At 54.0% G+C, this 16,399-nt stretch carries 13 protein-coding genes; 12 read left to right on the top strand and 1 reads right to left on the bottom strand.

The features are described 5' to 3' along the window. Nucleotides 1-2,190, bottom strand: coding sequence for a radical SAM protein (locus FW415_RS20975; RefSeq protein ID WP_148388930.1), 2,190 nt, complete (start codon nt 2,188-2,190; stop codon nt 1-3). 97 nt (nt 2,191-2,287) lie between these two features. Here FW415_RS20975 and FW415_RS20970 point away from each other — a divergent pair, with 97 nt between their 5' ends. The 12 genes from FW415_RS20970 to FW415_RS20920 all read left to right on the top strand — a co-directional run bounded on the left by FW415_RS20970 (nt 2,288) and on the right by FW415_RS20920 (nt 16,330). Next, a complete protein-coding gene (locus FW415_RS20970; RefSeq protein WP_148388928.1) occupies nt 2,288-2,902 on the top strand; it encodes a trimeric intracellular cation channel family protein in 615 nt (204 codons plus the stop codon). A 442-nt stretch (nt 2,903-3,344) separates the two neighbouring features. Further along, the gene (locus tag FW415_RS20965) at nt 3,345-6,476 is read left to right on the top strand and encodes a TonB-dependent receptor (protein ID WP_148388926.1); all 3,132 of its coding nucleotides are present in this window, start codon (nt 3,345-3,347) and stop codon (nt 6,474-6,476) included. A gap of 11 nt (nt 6,477-6,487) precedes the next feature. Continuing rightward, on the top strand, nt 6,488-8,341 hold the full coding sequence (locus FW415_RS20960; protein ID WP_148388924.1) for a RagB/SusD family nutrient uptake outer membrane protein: 1,854 nt from the start codon (nt 6,488-6,490) through the stop codon (nt 8,339-8,341). Between the two features lie 17 nt (nt 8,342-8,358). After that, entirely contained in the window at nt 8,359-8,763 is a 405-nt protein-coding gene (locus tag FW415_RS20955) for a hypothetical protein (protein WP_148388922.1), read from the top strand. Between the two features lie 23 nt (nt 8,764-8,786). Next, nucleotides 8,787-9,776, top strand: a complete 990-nt coding sequence (locus FW415_RS20950) for a DUF4466 family protein (RefSeq protein ID WP_210420756.1) — start codon at nt 8,787-8,789, stop codon at nt 9,774-9,776. Nucleotides 9,777-9,843: 67 nt separating this feature from the next. Next, the gene (locus FW415_RS25070) at nt 9,844-10,014 is read left to right on the top strand and encodes a hypothetical protein (protein ID WP_168208920.1); all 171 of its coding nucleotides are present in this window, start codon (nt 9,844-9,846) and stop codon (nt 10,012-10,014) included. Nucleotides 10,015-10,067: 53 nt separating this feature from the next. Further along, the gene (locus FW415_RS20945; protein WP_148388919.1) at nt 10,068-11,264 is read left to right on the top strand and encodes an alginate lyase family protein; all 1,197 of its coding nucleotides are present in this window, start codon (nt 10,068-10,070) and stop codon (nt 11,262-11,264) included. Nucleotides 11,265-11,280: 16 nt separating this feature from the next. Then, nucleotides 11,281-13,134 carry a heparinase II/III family protein gene (locus FW415_RS20940; protein ID WP_168208919.1) on the top strand — a complete coding sequence of 618 codons (1,854 nt, stop codon included), beginning with the start codon at nt 11,281-11,283 and terminating at the stop codon, nt 13,132-13,134. Next, the gene (locus FW415_RS20935) at nt 13,131-15,083 is read left to right on the top strand and encodes a heparinase II/III family protein (protein WP_246858825.1); all 1,953 of its coding nucleotides are present in this window, start codon (nt 13,131-13,133) and stop codon (nt 15,081-15,083) included. The genes FW415_RS20940 and FW415_RS20935 overlap by 4 nt, the downstream gene beginning before the upstream one ends. A gap of 25 nt (nt 15,084-15,108) precedes the next feature. Then, nucleotides 15,109-15,801 carry a ribose-5-phosphate isomerase RpiA gene (gene rpiA / locus FW415_RS20930; RefSeq protein ID WP_210420755.1) on the top strand — a complete coding sequence of 231 codons (693 nt, stop codon included), beginning with the start codon at nt 15,109-15,111 and terminating at the stop codon, nt 15,799-15,801. Beyond that, a complete protein-coding gene (locus FW415_RS20925; RefSeq protein WP_148388912.1) occupies nt 15,798-16,085 on the top strand; it encodes a SelT/SelW/SelH family protein in 288 nt (95 codons plus the stop codon). The genes rpiA and FW415_RS20925 overlap by 4 nt, the downstream gene beginning before the upstream one ends. Before the next feature lie 47 nt (nt 16,086-16,132). Then, a complete protein-coding gene (locus FW415_RS20920; RefSeq protein WP_148388910.1) occupies nt 16,133-16,330 on the top strand; it encodes a hypothetical protein in 198 nt (65 codons plus the stop codon). Nucleotides 16,331-16,399 lie beyond the last annotated feature (69 nt).

Raw genomic sequence — 16,399 nt, 5'->3', positions numbered from 1 at the left:
TTATAATTTTAACAGCCCGAACCGGTGCAGGGTATTCACGGGTTTGTTGTCCCAGAACAGTTCAAAATCTTCCAGTCCCGCCGCATCATAACTTTCCTTCACTTCCTGCAGCGTATGGGTTTTAGGGTTGTAAACGGACAGCTTTTCGAGTATGCCGGCCAGCCATATGCCCTGCTGCTGGCTGACGCTGATGCTGTGCCGTTCCCTGCGGGTCTGGAAGGTGAGGGAAGCCATTTCCCATTGCTGGCCTTTCTTGGATTTAACGAAGGTTTCCAGGGCGGGTGTTTTGCCCAGCCAGATCACTTTGGCCGTAGGTTTCGGGCTGGTATAGTGGTCCTCTTCCAGCGATTTGACGATGAAATCCGGGGCCACACGGGTTTTCGGCACTTTGAAGTCGAACCATTGCTGCAGGGGATCTTCCAGGCAAAGGCCATGCATATAGTTCAGCAGCGATTTTTTCAGGCCGAAGCTGAACGCATCGTGGTCAGTGCCCGTTTCATCAATATGTACAATATCGTTATTGGCAAATGTGCCGATGGCTTCGGTAGCCTTTTTTACGCTGAACTTTTCCGGGTATAGGCCAACGGGACTATGCGCCGTCATGGCAAACTGGTGCCAGAAGGCGGATTGCAGGATGCCTGCCTGGAACATCTGCCGCACCATTTCCAGTGAATCGATGGTTTCCTGCGCCGTTTGCGTAGGGAATCCGTACATCAGGTAAGCATGCACCATAATGCCCGCTTCGGTAAGGTTCCGGTTCACCTGTGCTACCTGTGCTACGGTGATGCCTTTTTGTATCAGTTCCAGCAGCCTGTCGGACGCCACTTCCAGCCCGCCGGAAACGGCAATGCAGCCGGAAGCGCGCAGCAGCAGGCAGAGATCGCGGGTAAAGCTCTTTTCAAAGCGGATGTTCGTCCACCAGCTCACCACCAGTTTTCTTTTCAATATCTCGATGGCCAGTGCGCGCATCAGTGCAGGCGGCGCCGCTTCATCCACGAAATGGAAACCGTTCTGCCCCGTCTGCGCCACGATCTCCTCCATGCGGTCGCAGAGGAGGGCAGCCGTCAGCGGCTCGTAACGGGCGATGTAATCGAGCGATATATCGCAGAAGGTGCATTTGCCCCAGTAACAGCCATGCGCCATGGTCAGCTTATTCCAGCGGCCATCGCTCCACATGCGGTGCATGGGGTTGACCACTTCGATGGCCGAAATATACCGGTCCAGCAGAAAATCGCTGTAGTCCGGTGTGCCCACTTCCCCCTGTTTGTAATCCGTGCAGGTTTTATTATTGAAATAGGTGACCACACCATCTGTCAACGTGAACGTACGTTTCAGCTCCGCTTGTGTCTTTGTTCCCGAAATATAAGCTAACAGGTTTTCGATGGGCGCTTCCCCGTCATCGAGCGTAACAAAGTCGTAGAATTCAAATACCCGCGGGTCCGAAAGGGAACGCAGCTCGGTATTGGCAAATCCTCCGCCCATAACGATCTTCACTTCCGGGTAATGCGTCTTGATCCACTGCCCGCAACGGAGCGAAGTGTAGAGATTGCCGGGGAAGGGAACGGAAATGGCCACCAGCTGCGGCTGTACGGTTTTCATATGTTTGTCCAGCAACTGCAGCAGCAGCTCGTCCACATACGTATAAGGCTGTTGCAGCGCGGCGTATAGTTCATCAAAGCTGTTGGCGGAGCGGGCGAGGCGTTCTGCATAACGGCTGAACCCGAAGTGCTCGTCCATGCATTCCATGATCAGATCGGAGAGGTCTTCGAGATAAAGCGTAGCCAGGTGCTTCGCTTTATCCTGCGTGCCCATGGACCCGAAGGCCCAGCCCAGGTCTTCCAGCTGCGAGAACCGGCCCGCTTCCGGCAGAAAATCCCTTTTGCAGATGCGGTGGGCGAGGGTAGGGTTGCGGCCCTGCAGGAAGCCTATAGCATCATCGATCGTATGGATATAGTCATCCTGTAAGGCAAATATGCGCGCCGCGTTGTCCGTCACGGGGGGCTGGATGCGGGCAAACAGCTGCTGCAGGCCTTCGCGGGAAAACAAAGCCAGGGTCACTTCAATGCCCAGGTCCGCCTGGAACGACGTAATGTTCCTGGTGTTCAGGAACCCCTTCAGGTAAGCCGTGGCCGGGTAGGGCGTGTTCAGCTGCGTGAAAGGCGGTGTGATCAGAAAAACGGAAGCGCTCAAATCAGGTCTGGTTTAAGCGGCAAAATTATCACTAAAAAGCCAGACGGGATAGTTGTTTTCGTATCTTGACCGCAAATCCCCTGTAAACCGGATCATCATGTTGCACATTCTCTACATCATTGCCATCACCGCAGAAGCAATGACCGCGGCCCTGTCTGCCGGCCGGCGGAATATGGACTGGATAGGCGTTTGTATCATTGCATGGGTCACGGCCCTCGGCGGCGGCACCATCCGTAATATCCTGCTGGACCATTATCCCATGACCTGGGTGGAACATCCGGAATACCTGCTGATCACCGCCGGAGGCGCCTTGTTCGCCGCACTGATCGCTTCCGTGATGAAACGTTTGCGTACTTTATTCCTTTATCTCGATGCCCTGGGCCTCGTGGTCTTTACCATCATCGGCTGCCAAGTGGCCGGGCAGATGCAGCTCCCGGTAGTCATCGTGTTGCTGAGCGGAATGATCACAGGCTGCGCCGGTGGCGTGCTGCGGGACGTGCTGTGCAATGATGTACCGCTGCTTTTCCGGAAGGAAGTATATGCCAGTGTATCCATTCTGACCGGCGGTATTTATGTAGGTGTGGAATATCTCGGGTACAGTACGCACCTGGCTACCATCATCGCTGCCATAGCTGGCCTCATTCTTCGTTTGCTCGCTATCCGTTATAAATGGCAGATGCCTAAATTCGTCTATCATGATGAATGGGAATAAAAAGATGAGCAAAAACACTTGAAAAGAAGACGCGTATTTTTTACACTAATTAAGTTGCGATAACTTTATTCCCTATATTTGTCATGATACGTTTCCAAAGGCGTATCTTTATCAGCGTATAAAGGTTTGAGAATAAAATAATTATAAGAAGATTTACGGTTGTTTGGGTTAATGTTTTTCTGTCGTTGCACCGGCCGAAAAAAAATTAATTACAATCGATTGTTTTTATATACATTTGTTTTCACAGCAAGCACCAAAATCAACAACAAATTCCAACGTAACAAAAATTCTTTCCACGTATGAAAATTTTATCACCAAATAAAACGAGGCTGAAAACCTGATTTGAAATGCAAACGTTTGCATTCGCTGAATGCATCAGCTGACTGCCGGTCCTGCAACCGGCTTAATGATATTGTATTGCCTTCCCTTAAAATAAAGCGTTATGTCAAATTACTTACCACTTTCTCTATGCCCACGCTGGTTACGCGTCAGGTGGATATTGCTGGCCATGGCTCCTGCCGGCCTCTGCATCCAGGCACCTGCCACAGCGTCGGCTGCGTTCTATCAACAGCAACAACCTGTTGTGATCAAAGGACGCGTAACAGATGATCAGAACCTGCCACTGCCAGGTGTTACTGTATCGCTGAAAGGTTCCGGCACGGGCACCACTACCGATGCCAACGGGGATTATACCCTGCGCAGCAACACCCCCAACGGTGTGCTCGTATTTTCTTTTATCGGATACGCCCGGCAGGAAGTGCCGTTTTCCGGCGCGGGCATCCGCAACATTTCAATGAAGTCTGACCAGAAGGCGCTCGGCGAAGTTGTTGTAGTAGGTTACGGCACACAGAAAAAAGTCAACCTTGTGGGTGCGGTATCCGCCGTGAAGGTGGATGAAAAGATCGCCGGCCGTTCATTGCCGAATGCTTCCTCCGCTCTGTCCGGCCTCGTTCCGGGCCTTGCCGTAAACCAGTCTACCGGCATGGCAGGAAGGAACTCCGCCACATTGCTGATCCGCGGCCTCGGCTCCGTGAATAACGCCGGCCCCCTGATCGTTGTGGATGGTATGCCGGATGTGGACCTGAACCGTATCAATCTGAACGATATCGAAAGCATTTCCGTGCTGAAGGATGCGACCTCCGCCTCCGTGTACGGTTCCCGCGCGGCTAACGGTGTCATTCTCGTGACCACCAAATCCGGTAAAGGCCAACGGAGGCCCCAGATCAATTTCAACGGCAACCTGGCCATTGTGAAGCCTACCAGGGCATACCAGTTCATGGCGGATTATCCGCGCGCGCTTACGCTGCACCAGCGTGGCGCTGCGGTGAATGCCCTCCGGTCCAACTACCTCTTTAAAGATGGTACGATCGATCAGTGGATGGCGCTGGGCATGATCGACCCGCTCCGGTATCCGAATACGGACTGGTGGGATGTCATTTCCAGAACGGGTAATATCCAGAATTACAACGTTTCCGCTTCCGGCGGCGGCGACAACTCCAACTTCTTTATCTCTGTTGGCGTACAGGACGAAAAAGGTTTGCAGATCAATAATGATTACAAACTCTACAATGCCCGTTTCAACTACGATTACAAACTGCGGAAGAATATGAACGTAGGCGTCCGCTTCAATGGCAACTGGTCCAAATTCACCTATGCCCTGGAAGACGGTTTTACGGACGATAACGCAACGAACACGGCGGGTTTCGACTTGCAGTACGCCATTGCCGGGATCACCCCTTATGATCCTGCTACAGGCTATTATGGCGGTGTGATGGCCTATAATGAGGACCCCCAGGCATACAATCCCTACACGGTGTACACCAACGCCCTCAGCCGCCAGAACAGGCAGGAAGCGAACGGGAGCATCTATTTCGACTGGTCTCCCGTAAAAGGACTGACCGGCCGTGTGGATTATACCCTGAACTACAACAACCAGTTCCGCTGGAATGCCAATATGCCCAACCGTTCCTTCAACTTCCAGAACAATGCCTTTGGCAGCCGTGTGTATGTAGGAGAGAACGCCGGCGTCGGCAACTTTACCAATACCGGTTACAAGACCATGATGACCGGCCGCCTGAATTATCAGCGGAAAATAGGAGAGCATCACGAGATCAACGTACTCGGCGTGTATAGCGAAGAGTACTGGTACACCCGCTACCAGGGCTCCAGCCGGAACGACCGTCTTCATCCTTCACTGCACGAGATCGATGCTGCCCTGACGGACATCCAGTCCACCGGCGGCAACTCCAGCGCGGAAGGGCTTCGTTCCTACATCGGCCGCCTCAATTATACGGCGTTCGACAAATATCTCTTCGAAGCCAATTTCCGTTACGATGGTTCTTCAAAATTCCTGGATGGCAGCCGTTTCGGTTTCTTCCCCTCCGTGGCCATCGGATGGCGCTTTACAGAAGAAAATTTCATCAGCAACTTCACCAAAAGTTTCCTCAACAGCGGCAAGCTGAGGGTTTCCTACGGCGGACTGGGTAACAATGCCGGCGTAGGCAGGTACGAGCAGCAGGAAACGCTCAATGCCAGCAACTACATGATAGACGGTGATATTGTACGGGGATTTGTGTACGAGAAAATGGTGAACCAGGGCCTTTCCTGGGAAGCCAATACCGTGTTCAATATCGGTCTTGATCTGGCCTTCCTCGATAGCCGCCTGACCACAGAACTGGATTATTATGACCGCCTCACTGTAGGTATGCTGCGGCCCTCCGAATTCTCCATCCTGCTGGATGGTGCATACCAGGCGCCCCGCGCCAATATCGGAGACCTCCGCAACCGCGGTGTGGAAGCCAACATCACCTGGTCGGACAAAGTAGGCCAGTTCCGTTACGGCGTTAATCTGAACGCTTCCTACAACCGTACCGTACTGGAGAAATGGAACGAGTTCCTCGGCAAAGGATGGATCTTCCTGGACATGCCTTACCATTTCTTATATACGTATGAAGATATCGGCATCGCCCAGACCTGGGAAGATGTGTACAATGCCACACCACAAGGCGCTTCTCCCGGCGATATCCTGCGGAAAGACCTGAATGGCGATGGCAGGATCACCGGTGAGGACAGAAAGGCGTATCCCAATCAGCAGCGTGACCGGCCTACGACCAACTTTGCGCTGAACACCAATCTTTCCTGGAAAGGAATAGATGTGGCCTTCCTGTTCACCGGCGCCACCGGCCGAAAGGATTACTGGCTGAACAACTATAACAACGTCAACTTCGGCACGCAGCGTTATGCGATGACATGGGAGCACTGGAACAATCCCTGGTCATGGGAGAACCGTAACGGGGAATGGCCCCGCCTGCTTGGAAGCGGCAACCGGGAGGAAACCTCTTTCTGGCTGGACGACATGAGCTATATCCGCCTGAAGAACATCCAGGTGGGATATACTATACCGGCAAAATTGCTGAACCGGATAGGCGTGAACAGTTTCCGCATCTTCGGTTCAACGGAGAACGTAGCCACCATTACCGGCTACCGCGGTCTGGACCCGGAACTGACCGGCAACAGGAGCAATGCATACCCGCTCAACAAATCTTACTCCATCGGTGTTAACGTGAGCCTTTAAAAAGCAGAACCATGAAAAGAAAGCAATCCATTATAAAAATGATAGCGGCGCTGACGGGAGTGGTCATCTTTGCAACATCGTGTGTGAAAGACCTTCTGGATCAGCAGCCTACTACAGATCTTGGCGCCAACGCCTTCTGGAAAACGGAAGCGGATGCCACTACCGCGCTGATGGGCGCCTATGCGGATATCCGCCCGGTATTTGACCGTGATTACTATTTTGACGGTCATGGCGAATTCGTTCGGACCCGGGGCATCAGCGCTACTTCCGGCAACCTGCAGCGAGGGGATGCCTATCATACCTCCTCCAACGGTAACGCCTACTCGCCTTCCGGTTATGGTCAGTATTTCGACAAGATGTACCGTTACCTGTACGGCGGCGTGAACCGCGCCAACTACGTGATCGAAAATGTGGAGAAGATGCTGCCCAATGCCAGCGCCACTTCATTGCCCGAACTGGAAAGAGTGATCGGGGAAGCGCGCCTGCTGCGCGGTATGGTATATTTCCGCCTGATCTCCATGTGGGGTGACGTGCCTTATTTCAGCAGGATCATCACCAGTAATAGCGAAGTGGCTACCCTGGCGAGAACGCCCATTGGCCAGGTGAAAGATTCCATTATGGCGGACTTCGATTATGCGTTCGAGAAGCTGCCCACGCATGCAACCGAACTGGGCCGCGCGTCCAAACCCGCGGCATTGGCTTTCCGGGGTAAGCTGCAATTGTACTGGGCTTGCTGGAACCAGTTCGGATGGCCCGAGCTGGCAGGCTTCGTACCGGATGCTGCTGCCGCACAAACAGCCTATAACAATGCGGCCGCCGATTTCCGTAGCGTGATCAACGACTATGGTCTTGCGCTCTTCCGCGGCGGTGAGCCCGGTGTCTGCGATCCTCCCGGCCAGGCGGAGAACCTGCCGAACTATTATTACCTGTTCACCCCCATCGCCAACGGCGATCCGGAACTGATCATGACCTTTACCCACGGCGGTACAGGCACCGGCCAGGGGGAAGAGCTGATGCGTGATGTGGCGGGTCGCTCCCATGAAGGCTCCCAGTGCTGGGTGTCCCCGAGGTTCGAGATCGCAGACCGGTACCAGCAGGTATCCACCGGCGATTTTGCGCCCCCGCTGATCCCCATGAACCCGAACACCGCAGGCGCCAGAACAGCACCTAATTCCGCCGTGAACCCGCAGAGTTATGCGGACCGCGACTATCGCATGAAGGCTTCCATCCAGTGGGATTATGAATTCAGCGTAGGCATGATCTCCCTGAAATCCACCGGCATGGTCCCCTTCATCTACAAAACCTGGAACCAGCCCGTGACCATTAACGGCGTGAACTATACTACCTATAATACAGACGGCAGCAACTCCGGCTACGTGTTCCGCAAATTCCTGCGCAACTACGCCGGGCAGGGCCGCAGCGATGGGGACTACTCCTTCCCGGTAATGCGCCTGGCCGATGTGTACCTGATGTATGCGGAAGCGACCAATGCCGTGAACGGCCCGCAGGCCGATGCCATAGAGCTGGTGAACAAGATCCGCCACCGCGGCAACCTGCCGCCTTTAAGCGGTGCAAAGACCGCGAACAAGGAAGTGTTCTTCGATGCCATAGAGCAGGAAAGGATCATTGAACTGTTCGGGGAAGGCCATCGCGGATTTGACCTCCGCCGCTGGAGAGCCATCGAAAGAGTATGGGGAGCCCCGTATGGCGATGGCGTATGGCGTTTAGATACCCACGGTGCACAGATGCAGCGGTATTACCAGAATGCTCCCGAAAGAACGTACGAGCAGAACTACATCTTCAGGATACCTCCGGGCGAGCGCGACCGCAACCCGAACCTGACACAGAACACACCCTGGTTATAACCTAAAACATGAACAAGATGAAAAGATATATCAAGATAACCTTCACCGTTCTGCTGGTTGCACTGGTGTGGGCGGGCTGCAAGAAAGAGCATCCGGTGGATGAGGATGGCCTGCTGATCACCAACCGCGCGGAATGTTATGTGAGCGATTTCAACCTGCTGGGAGCAGACCTGCAAACGGTGCGGACCAAGAACCCGGTGATCGATACCACAGCCTGCACTATTGACATAGAAGTGTTTTTCGGAACGGACCTGAAGAACCTCTACCCCGTGTTCTCCCTGGTAACCGATGCCAAGCTGGACCCGAAGGTAGCGGGCAAGACGGATTTTTCCGATCTGGCCAATCCACGTCAGTACACCGTTGTGTCAGGTAACCGGAAAGTGCGGAAAACATACACCATCAATGTTGCCGTACAGCAATAGTTTGTAACATTAAACTGTCGATCATGTTAATTAAAACCTTCTCATATACATCATTGTTCCTGTCGTTCCTCCTGGTGATGACGGGCTGCAAGGATGAAGACTATGCATTGCCCGTTCCGAAAAGCGAGCTGCAGAACGATGCGATCAAGCGCACCCTGGGGCCGAACCTCGTGGGCCTGGATATCGAGTTTGCCTACGCGATGGCCATCCTGCCGGAAAAAGGCAAGATCGTATCCGCACAGGTGGAAGCTTCCATCGCCGGGGCAACCGGCACTTACCTGGAGCACCGCTCGTATTATACCAACGGCAGCGGCGAAGACGTTGGCGTGGAAGTGGCCGCACCATCCACCACCACCGGCGCTACCTCCAGCGTAACCTTCAACCGCGATACCAGCGCGGCCACCCTCCGGTATTTCTACAGGATACCCGAAGAGGCCCGCGGCAAAACGGTGAGCTTCACTTTCTCGGCGAAAAGCAGCAACGGGGAATCCGTGTCCTACGCCATGGGGCCTTACACCATCACCAATATGGACATGAAGCTGGATATGGTGGCAACAGATGCCGCGGCCTGCTATATTTCCATTGAGGATATGGCCATTTATACCGCTGCGGAAGCCGCCGCCAATCCCGGTAAGATCGACCTGGTGTACCTTCACCGCACACCCACCGGTCTCACGTTCAACCATGCGCTGGTATCTCCGGCCGCTGATCCGCAATACCTCCCCGGCGTAACATTGCCGGCCGGGGTGAACAGGAGCACTAAAGTGAACAAGGTGTGGAACCTTCGCGATTTTCACCTCGCACGCCTGCAATACGGCGTTTATATAGATGACGTGGATTTCCAGGAACTGAACCTGGAAGGCGCGCCGAACTTCGCCATCAATGTGAGAGCGGAAGCTGGCGTATGGGCGGAAACGGCAGACGGGAGGTACCGCGCCTACATCTACGTTAACAAGGTTAACAACGGCGCCAAGAATGCCACCATCAGCATGAAGCGCTATACCATGCCGTAAAATATCATCACAAAAGGAGAACAGGGGCTATCAGCATAGCCCCTGCCTTTTTATTTAACGGAACGTTATGCAAAAACTACTATTGATGTTGTGCCTGTTCGCCGTCATATCTGTTGCCCGCGCACAGCAATTCGTACATCCCGGTATTGATCAGACGGCAGAAGACCTGGCGTATATGAAGCAATTGGTGGGGAAAGGAACAGCTCCCTATGAAGTGATGCCGGTTGAGATGATGTGATCTGCCCGGCTATAAACAATCAGCACGTTCAGTCAAAAAAACTTTTTCATGTTATGAGATATCTCTTATTGTTTTTGATGAGCTTTGCGGCTTTCAGCTGCACCGGGCAGCAGGGCCCGCCCGAAACCTTCCTGCTCAAACCTGCCGTATTAACGGCATCCCTGCAAAAAATAAAGAATGGTGACCCGGAGATGAAGAAAGCGCTGGACACATTATTGAAAGAGGCGGATGAGGCGCTGACCAAAGGTCCTTATTCCGTTACCTTCAAAAGCAAAACACCGGCGAGTGGGGACAAGCATGATTACATGAGCGTGGGCCCCTACTGGTGGCCTGATTCCACTAAAGCGGACGGCCTGCCTTATATCCGGAAAGACGGGCAGGTGAACCCCGAACGATTTTCTATCCGCGACGCGGAATATCACAATGCTTTATGCCGGGATGTTTATATTTTAGGGCTGGCCCGCTTTTTTACCGGGGAGGAAAAATATGCGGAGCATGCGGCGAAGTTGCTGAACATCTGGTTCCTGGATGCGGAAACGCGGATGAACCCGAACCTCAACTTCGGGCAGGCCATCCCCGGCCGTACGGAAGGCAGGGGCATCGGTATCATAGACACGCATAACCTGGCCAAATTGCTTGATGGCATTCAGCTGCTGAAAAACACCACCGCCCTGAAACCCGAAGTGTATGCGGGCATTCAGGCATGGTACCGGGAGTTCCTGCAGTGGATGCGCACCAGCCCCATTGGTCTGGATGAAGCCGACGAACATAATAACCACGGCACCTGGTATGATGTGCAAACGGTAGCTATGGCGCTGTTCACAGCACAACCGGAGCTGGCAAAGACCATCCTGCGGGAGCAGACCGAAAAGCGGATCGAAAGCCAGCTGAAAGAAGACGGCAGCCAGCCGCATGAGCTGGCCCGCACCCTGTCCTGGAATTATTCGCAGATGAACCTGAAAGGGTTCTTCGAGCTGGCCCTGCTGGCGGAAAATGTTGGTGTCGATCTGTGGAACTATTCATCTCCGGGTGGTAAAAGCCTGAAGAAAGCTTTTGCCTGGATGCTTCCCTATGCCGAAGGCAGGGAAACCTGGCAGCACAAACAGATCAAGCCCATACATAACAACGGGTACCTGGCACTCGCTGTAGTGGCGGAGAAAAAGTATCCGGGGCTGGACCTGCAGCCGCTGCGCGACAGCAACAAGGATTTTCATCATTACATGCTCACCCTTACGGAGTGGACATACTGACCGAAAAATGACTACCATGCGTTATCTCTTTTTATCATTATACATGATCTGCAGCCTGGCAGTTACGGGCCAGGATTCCCTGTTGTCCGGCCTCCGGCAGGAACGCCCGCGCCTGATCGCCACCGCGGAAGATTTCCGGCGGATAGCTGCGGCGAAGGAAACGGATGCCTACCTGAAAGCAGCTTACGCAAAACTCTACGAAGAGGGCGAGGCTTTGCTAAATGCAGCACCTTCTGTTTACGTGATACCCGATGGCAAAAGACTGCTGGCCACGAGCAGGAGAGTGGTGGACCGGGTGTCCGTTCTCGGCCTGTTGTACAATGTTTCCGGAGAAGAGCGTTTTGCGGAGCGCGCCTGGAAAGAACTGCTGGCCGCTTCACAGTTTCCGGACTGGAACCCCACGCACTTTCTGGACGTAGGGGAAATGACGTACGCCTTTGCGATCGGGTACGACTGGTTTTATCGTTACTGGAACAAGGATCAGCGGAAGATCATCAAATCCGCCATCATGGAAAAAGGACTGTCCCATGCGCTGCTGGCGTACCAGGGACTCGCCACGCGCACGACCGGCTGGTGGCCCAAAGTGCCGCATAACTGGAACCAGGTCTGCAATGGCGGCATCGGCGTAGGCGCATTGGCCATCGCGGAGGAAGAGCCGCGGCTGGCTAATGAGATACTGAAATATGTGCTGGAATACCTGCCGCTGGCCATGCATCATTTTGCGCCGGATGGCGCATGGAATGAAGGTCCCGGTTACTGGAACTATGCCACCCGTTATAACGTAGCTATCATCGCGGCTATGGAAACCGCGCTGGGCCGTGATTTTGGTCTGTCTGACATAGAAGGGTTCTCTAAAACCGGCCTGTTCCCGCTGTACCTGAACAGTCCCATCAACCGCTCTTTCAATTATGCCGATGGCGGTGATGGCGCCATCAGGGGCGCACAGCTTTACTGGTTCGCCAAACGGTTTAACCAGCCGGAAGTGGCGCAATACCTGCATAGCTTCAATACTGCAGATCCTTATGCGCTCATCTGGTATGATCCGGCATTGCTCCGGTCTGCGCCGCAGCTGTCCCCGGACGGATATTTCCGCGTTGCCGAAGTAGCGTCCATGCGCAGCCGCTGGAATGACCCGGACGCCACTTTTGTATCCTTCAAGGCAGGTGATAACAAAGCCAATCACAGTCACCTCGACCTCGGCAGCTTTATCCTCGATGCATCCGGCGAGCGCTGGATCGTGGACCTGGGCGCGGATAACTACAACATGCCCGGCTATTTCAATACCGCCGTGGGCGGCAAGCGCTGGGAGTATTACCGCAACCGCGCGGAAGCGCACAATACCCTGGTGATCAATCCTGATAATAAAGAAGACCAGGACCCGAAAGCCGCCGCAAAGATCGCCACCTTCAAAACCGCAGATCATGCCGCTTACGCGCTGATGGACCTCACGCCCGCCTATGTGCGGCAGGCCCGCTCGGTAAAACGGGGCATAGCGCTGATAAAGAAAAGCGGCGCCGTGATCGTCCGGGATGAGATCAGCACAGCGTCCCCTTCGGAGATCTACTGGTTCGCCCATACGAAAGCAGACCTGCGCCTCAGCCGCAACAAACGGACGGCCACATTCTCGCAGAACGGGAAAAAATACACCGCTACATTGCTGGCGCCGGCAAATGCCGTATTCGCCATCATGCCCGCCGCACCCCTGCCCACTTCCCCTGACCCGGAAGAGGATAACCCGAACAAAGGCATTTCCAAACTCGCCATACACCTCCCCGCCACCGCGCAAACCGGCATCACGGTCATGTTCCATGCCAGCGGCAGCGCTAAAGGCGGCGTTTTTACACAACCACTTGAAAAATGGGAAAAATGACAAGAATATTCATGGCAGTCAGCCTTTTACTGACCGTTTGCGGGAACGTCCATGCACAGCAGCAGGACTTGCTCAGCGGCAGATACAACATGGCGCAGCTCAAATCCGTGTTGACGCCCTATGCGAACTGGAAACCCTTTCCCCGCGCCGGCGATCAGGCCGGATGGGCGAAAGCGGACCCCGCTACCATGAAAGCCATCGTACAGAAAGCGGAAAGCCTGCTGGACTATGAATGGCCGGGCCTTCCTGCTGTAAAATCATTGCTCATCGTCAGGAACGGCAACCGCGATGAGTACCAGACCATCAGCTTTAAAAAGCGCGAAGTGCTGGGGCTGATGATGCTGGCCGAAGCATATGAGAACAAAGGCCGTTTTACAGACCAGGTCATCAATGGCATATGGTCCATCTGCGAAGAATCTTTTTGGGGCGTACCGGCACATCTGCCGAAAGGGAAGGAGTACGGTGGACTGGTGGATGTGTCAGCCCCTTTTGTAGATCTTTTTGCAGCGGAAACCGGCACTTACCTCGCTTGGGCGGATTATTTCCTGGGCGACAAGCTGGATGCCGTTTCCCCGCAGGTGCGCAAACGCATCTACTATGAAACGGACCGCCGCATCTTCCAGCCGCTGATGACGAAACATCACGGCTGGATGGCCTCCAATGCCAACGGGCGCCGTCCCAATAACTGGAACCCCTGGATCTGTTCCAACTGGCTCAACACCGTGCTGCTGCTGGAAAAAGATGACACCCGCCGCGTTGCCGGGGTGGAAAAAGTGCTGAAAGTGCTGGACGCTTTTCTGAACCCCCATCCGCTGGACGGCGGTTGCGATGAAGGGCCCGGTTACTGGGGCGCAGCGGCCGCATCGCTCTATGATAACGTTTCCCTCCTCAATCTCGCCAGCAATAACGCATTCGATTACGTGTTCCGGGATGAGAAAGTGCGGAACATGGGCCAGTTCATCTACAAAGCACAGATCAGCGAACGGTATTTCCTCAACTTCGCGGATGCCGATCCGCAGCCCGGCATGGCCGGCAGCATGATCTACCGCTACGGCAAAGCCATAGAGGACCCGGCCATGATGAAGTTCGGTGCATTTTATCTGAAAAAAGATGATAAGGCATCGCTGAGCCGGTTCCATTTCTTCCGCAATATGTTCTCCATGTTCATGCAGCAGGAGTTCGACACCGCGGAGAAAGGGCTGCCTTATCCCGCGGATGCCTGGTGGCCTGATCTGCAGGTCATGATCTCCCGCGACAAAGGCGGCAGCACCAGCGGTTTCTTCATCGCCACCAAAGGCGGGAATAATGATGAAAGCCATAATCATAACGATATCGGCAACTATGTAGTGTACTACGATGGCCTGCCCCTGCTTATCGATGTGGGGCGCGGCACCTATACCGCCAAGACCTTTAGCGGGCAGCGCTACGATATCTGGTACAACTGTTCTGATTACCATAACGTGCCCACCATCAACGGCCGCACCCAGCCCCCCGGCATGAAGTTCCGGGCCACGGATGTGGCATACCGTACCGGCCGTTCCTTCAGTGAAATGACGATGGATATCGGCGCATCCTACCCCGCAGATGCTGGGATAGAAAAATGGCAGCGGAATATCCGGCTCAATAAAGGGAAGAACGTGGTCGTGGAAGATGTGTTCCAGCTGACGAGGAACGAAGGCATCAAACAGCACCTGATGACCTGTTACCCCGCTACGGTCGTGAAGCCCGGCACCCTCGCCATTCACTACAAAACAGTGGACGGTACGGCAAAGGACTTTTATGTGCATTATCCGGCAAACCTCAGCGCCGCAGTGGAAAAAGTGCCGCTGGTCACCATGGAAGACGGCGGCATCAGGCAGAAGTGGGGAGACACGATCTACCGCATCAATTTTACCGGCGGCTCATCCAGGTTGAAAGACAAGATGACATTTACGATCGCGGAGAAATAGTACGAATGCGCTAATTTAGTGCATCATGTCATCATCTATCCAACAGGAAAAACAACATGCGGCACTGGAAGCCGTGAAACTGATAAAGGACCACCAGGTGGTAGGGCTGGGCACCGGCTCTACCGCTGTGCTGGCCATACATGAAATTGCCCGCCTGGTGCGGGAAGGGCTGGAGATCAAAGGCGTTCCCACTTCGGAAAGCACCGCCGCGCTGGCCCGGGAGCTGGGTATCCCGCTGGTGGATATCAATTCGGTCGATCATATCGATATTACGATAGATGGTGCAGATGAATTCACCCGGGAGTTGCACCTGATCAAAGGCGGTGGCGGAGCCTTGCTCCGGGAAAAGATCGTGGCCGCGAAAACCCGGCAGGAAGTGATCGTTGCCGATTCCTCGAAATACGTGGAGCAGCTCGGTAAATTCAAGCTGCCGGTGGAGGTGATCCCCTTTGCGGCGAACTACGTGCTGCAGGCATTGCGGCAGCTGGGCGGAGAAGGAGTTGTACGGGGCGCTCCCTTCATCACCGATGAAGGCAATTATATCATTGATGCGGATTTTAAGCGGATAGCAGATCCCGTGAGCCTGTCCATACAACTCAACAATATCGTTGGCGTGGTGGAGCATGGCCTGTTCTCCGGCCTGGCGGAGCGGGTGCTGATGGGCGAAGGAAACACAGTGAAGGTTTTTTTGAAACAGAACAGTACATTTACGTTATGAAGCCAATAATCACCATCTCATATTGTCCGAAATGCGGCTGGCTGCTGCGTGCCGCTTATATGGCGCAGGAATTGCTCACCACTTTTGAAGAAGACCTGGCCGGCGTTACCCTCGAACCCTCTGCCATAGCCGGCAGCTACCAGATCAGGGTGGGGGACGACATTGTTTTTGACCGCAAGCGGGAAGGCCATTTCCTGGAGATCAAGGAAGTGAAGCAACTGGTGCGGGACAAGGTGAACCCCGGCAAGAGCCTCGGGCATGCGGACCGGAAACCGGCGGAGTAATACGGCTGCAGTTTTTTTTGTTACTTTGAACCAATAATCTTTGACTTATGAAACTCTGGCACGCCCTCGTTTTCCTGGGATTCGCGTTCATTGCCGGCTTTACCGGTATTCTTTTCAAGATCATGCACTGGCCGCACAGCGATACGGTGATCATCGTGGCAACTGTACTAAAAGCGGTGGCCGTGGTACTATTGATCGCAAAGCTGGCCACACATCCCAAAGTGAAGGAGTTACTAAACTGGTAAGAAGCATTCCGCGCTTTTGATTACCTAACTCTCCCCGATTGTATTATTTTTGCCGGAAATATTTAGAAA

The organism is Chitinophaga sp. XS-30, from assembly GCF_008086345.1.
In the GTDB taxonomy this organism is placed as follows: domain Bacteria; phylum Bacteroidota; class Bacteroidia; order Chitinophagales; family Chitinophagaceae; genus Chitinophaga.
The sequence above is the reverse complement of the archived record's forward strand: the minus strand, read 5'-3'. Positions and strand labels throughout refer to the sequence as shown.

What these genes read in the sequence shown, in the direction of transcription:
- FW415_RS20925 (WP_148388912.1), top strand. Translation starts at nt 15,798, where the DNA reads ATGAAGCCAATAATCACCATCTCATATTGTCCGAAATGCGGCTGGCTG.
- FW415_RS20955 (WP_148388922.1), top strand. Translation starts at nt 8,359, where the DNA reads ATGAAAAGATATATCAAGATAACCTTCACCGTTCTGCTGGTTGCACTG.
- FW415_RS20970 (WP_148388928.1), top strand. Translation starts at nt 2,288, where the DNA reads ATGTTGCACATTCTCTACATCATTGCCATCACCGCAGAAGCAATGACC.
- FW415_RS25070 (WP_168208920.1), top strand. Translation starts at nt 9,844, where the DNA reads ATGCAAAAACTACTATTGATGTTGTGCCTGTTCGCCGTCATATCTGTT.
- FW415_RS20965 (WP_148388926.1), top strand. Translation starts at nt 3,345, where the DNA reads ATGTCAAATTACTTACCACTTTCTCTATGCCCACGCTGGTTACGCGTC.
- FW415_RS20960 (WP_148388924.1), top strand. Translation starts at nt 6,488, where the DNA reads ATGAAAAGAAAGCAATCCATTATAAAAATGATAGCGGCGCTGACGGGA.
- FW415_RS20920 (WP_148388910.1), top strand. Translation starts at nt 16,133, where the DNA reads ATGAAACTCTGGCACGCCCTCGTTTTCCTGGGATTCGCGTTCATTGCC.
- rpiA (WP_210420755.1), top strand. Translation starts at nt 15,109, where the DNA reads ATGTCATCATCTATCCAACAGGAAAAACAACATGCGGCACTGGAAGCC.
- FW415_RS20940 (WP_168208919.1), top strand. Translation starts at nt 11,281, where the DNA reads ATGCGTTATCTCTTTTTATCATTATACATGATCTGCAGCCTGGCAGTT.
- FW415_RS20935 (WP_246858825.1), top strand. Translation starts at nt 13,131, where the DNA reads ATGACAAGAATATTCATGGCAGTCAGCCTTTTACTGACCGTTTGCGGG.
- FW415_RS20945 (WP_148388919.1), top strand. Translation starts at nt 10,068, where the DNA reads ATGAGATATCTCTTATTGTTTTTGATGAGCTTTGCGGCTTTCAGCTGC.
- FW415_RS20950 (WP_210420756.1), top strand. Translation starts at nt 8,787, where the DNA reads ATGTTAATTAAAACCTTCTCATATACATCATTGTTCCTGTCGTTCCTC.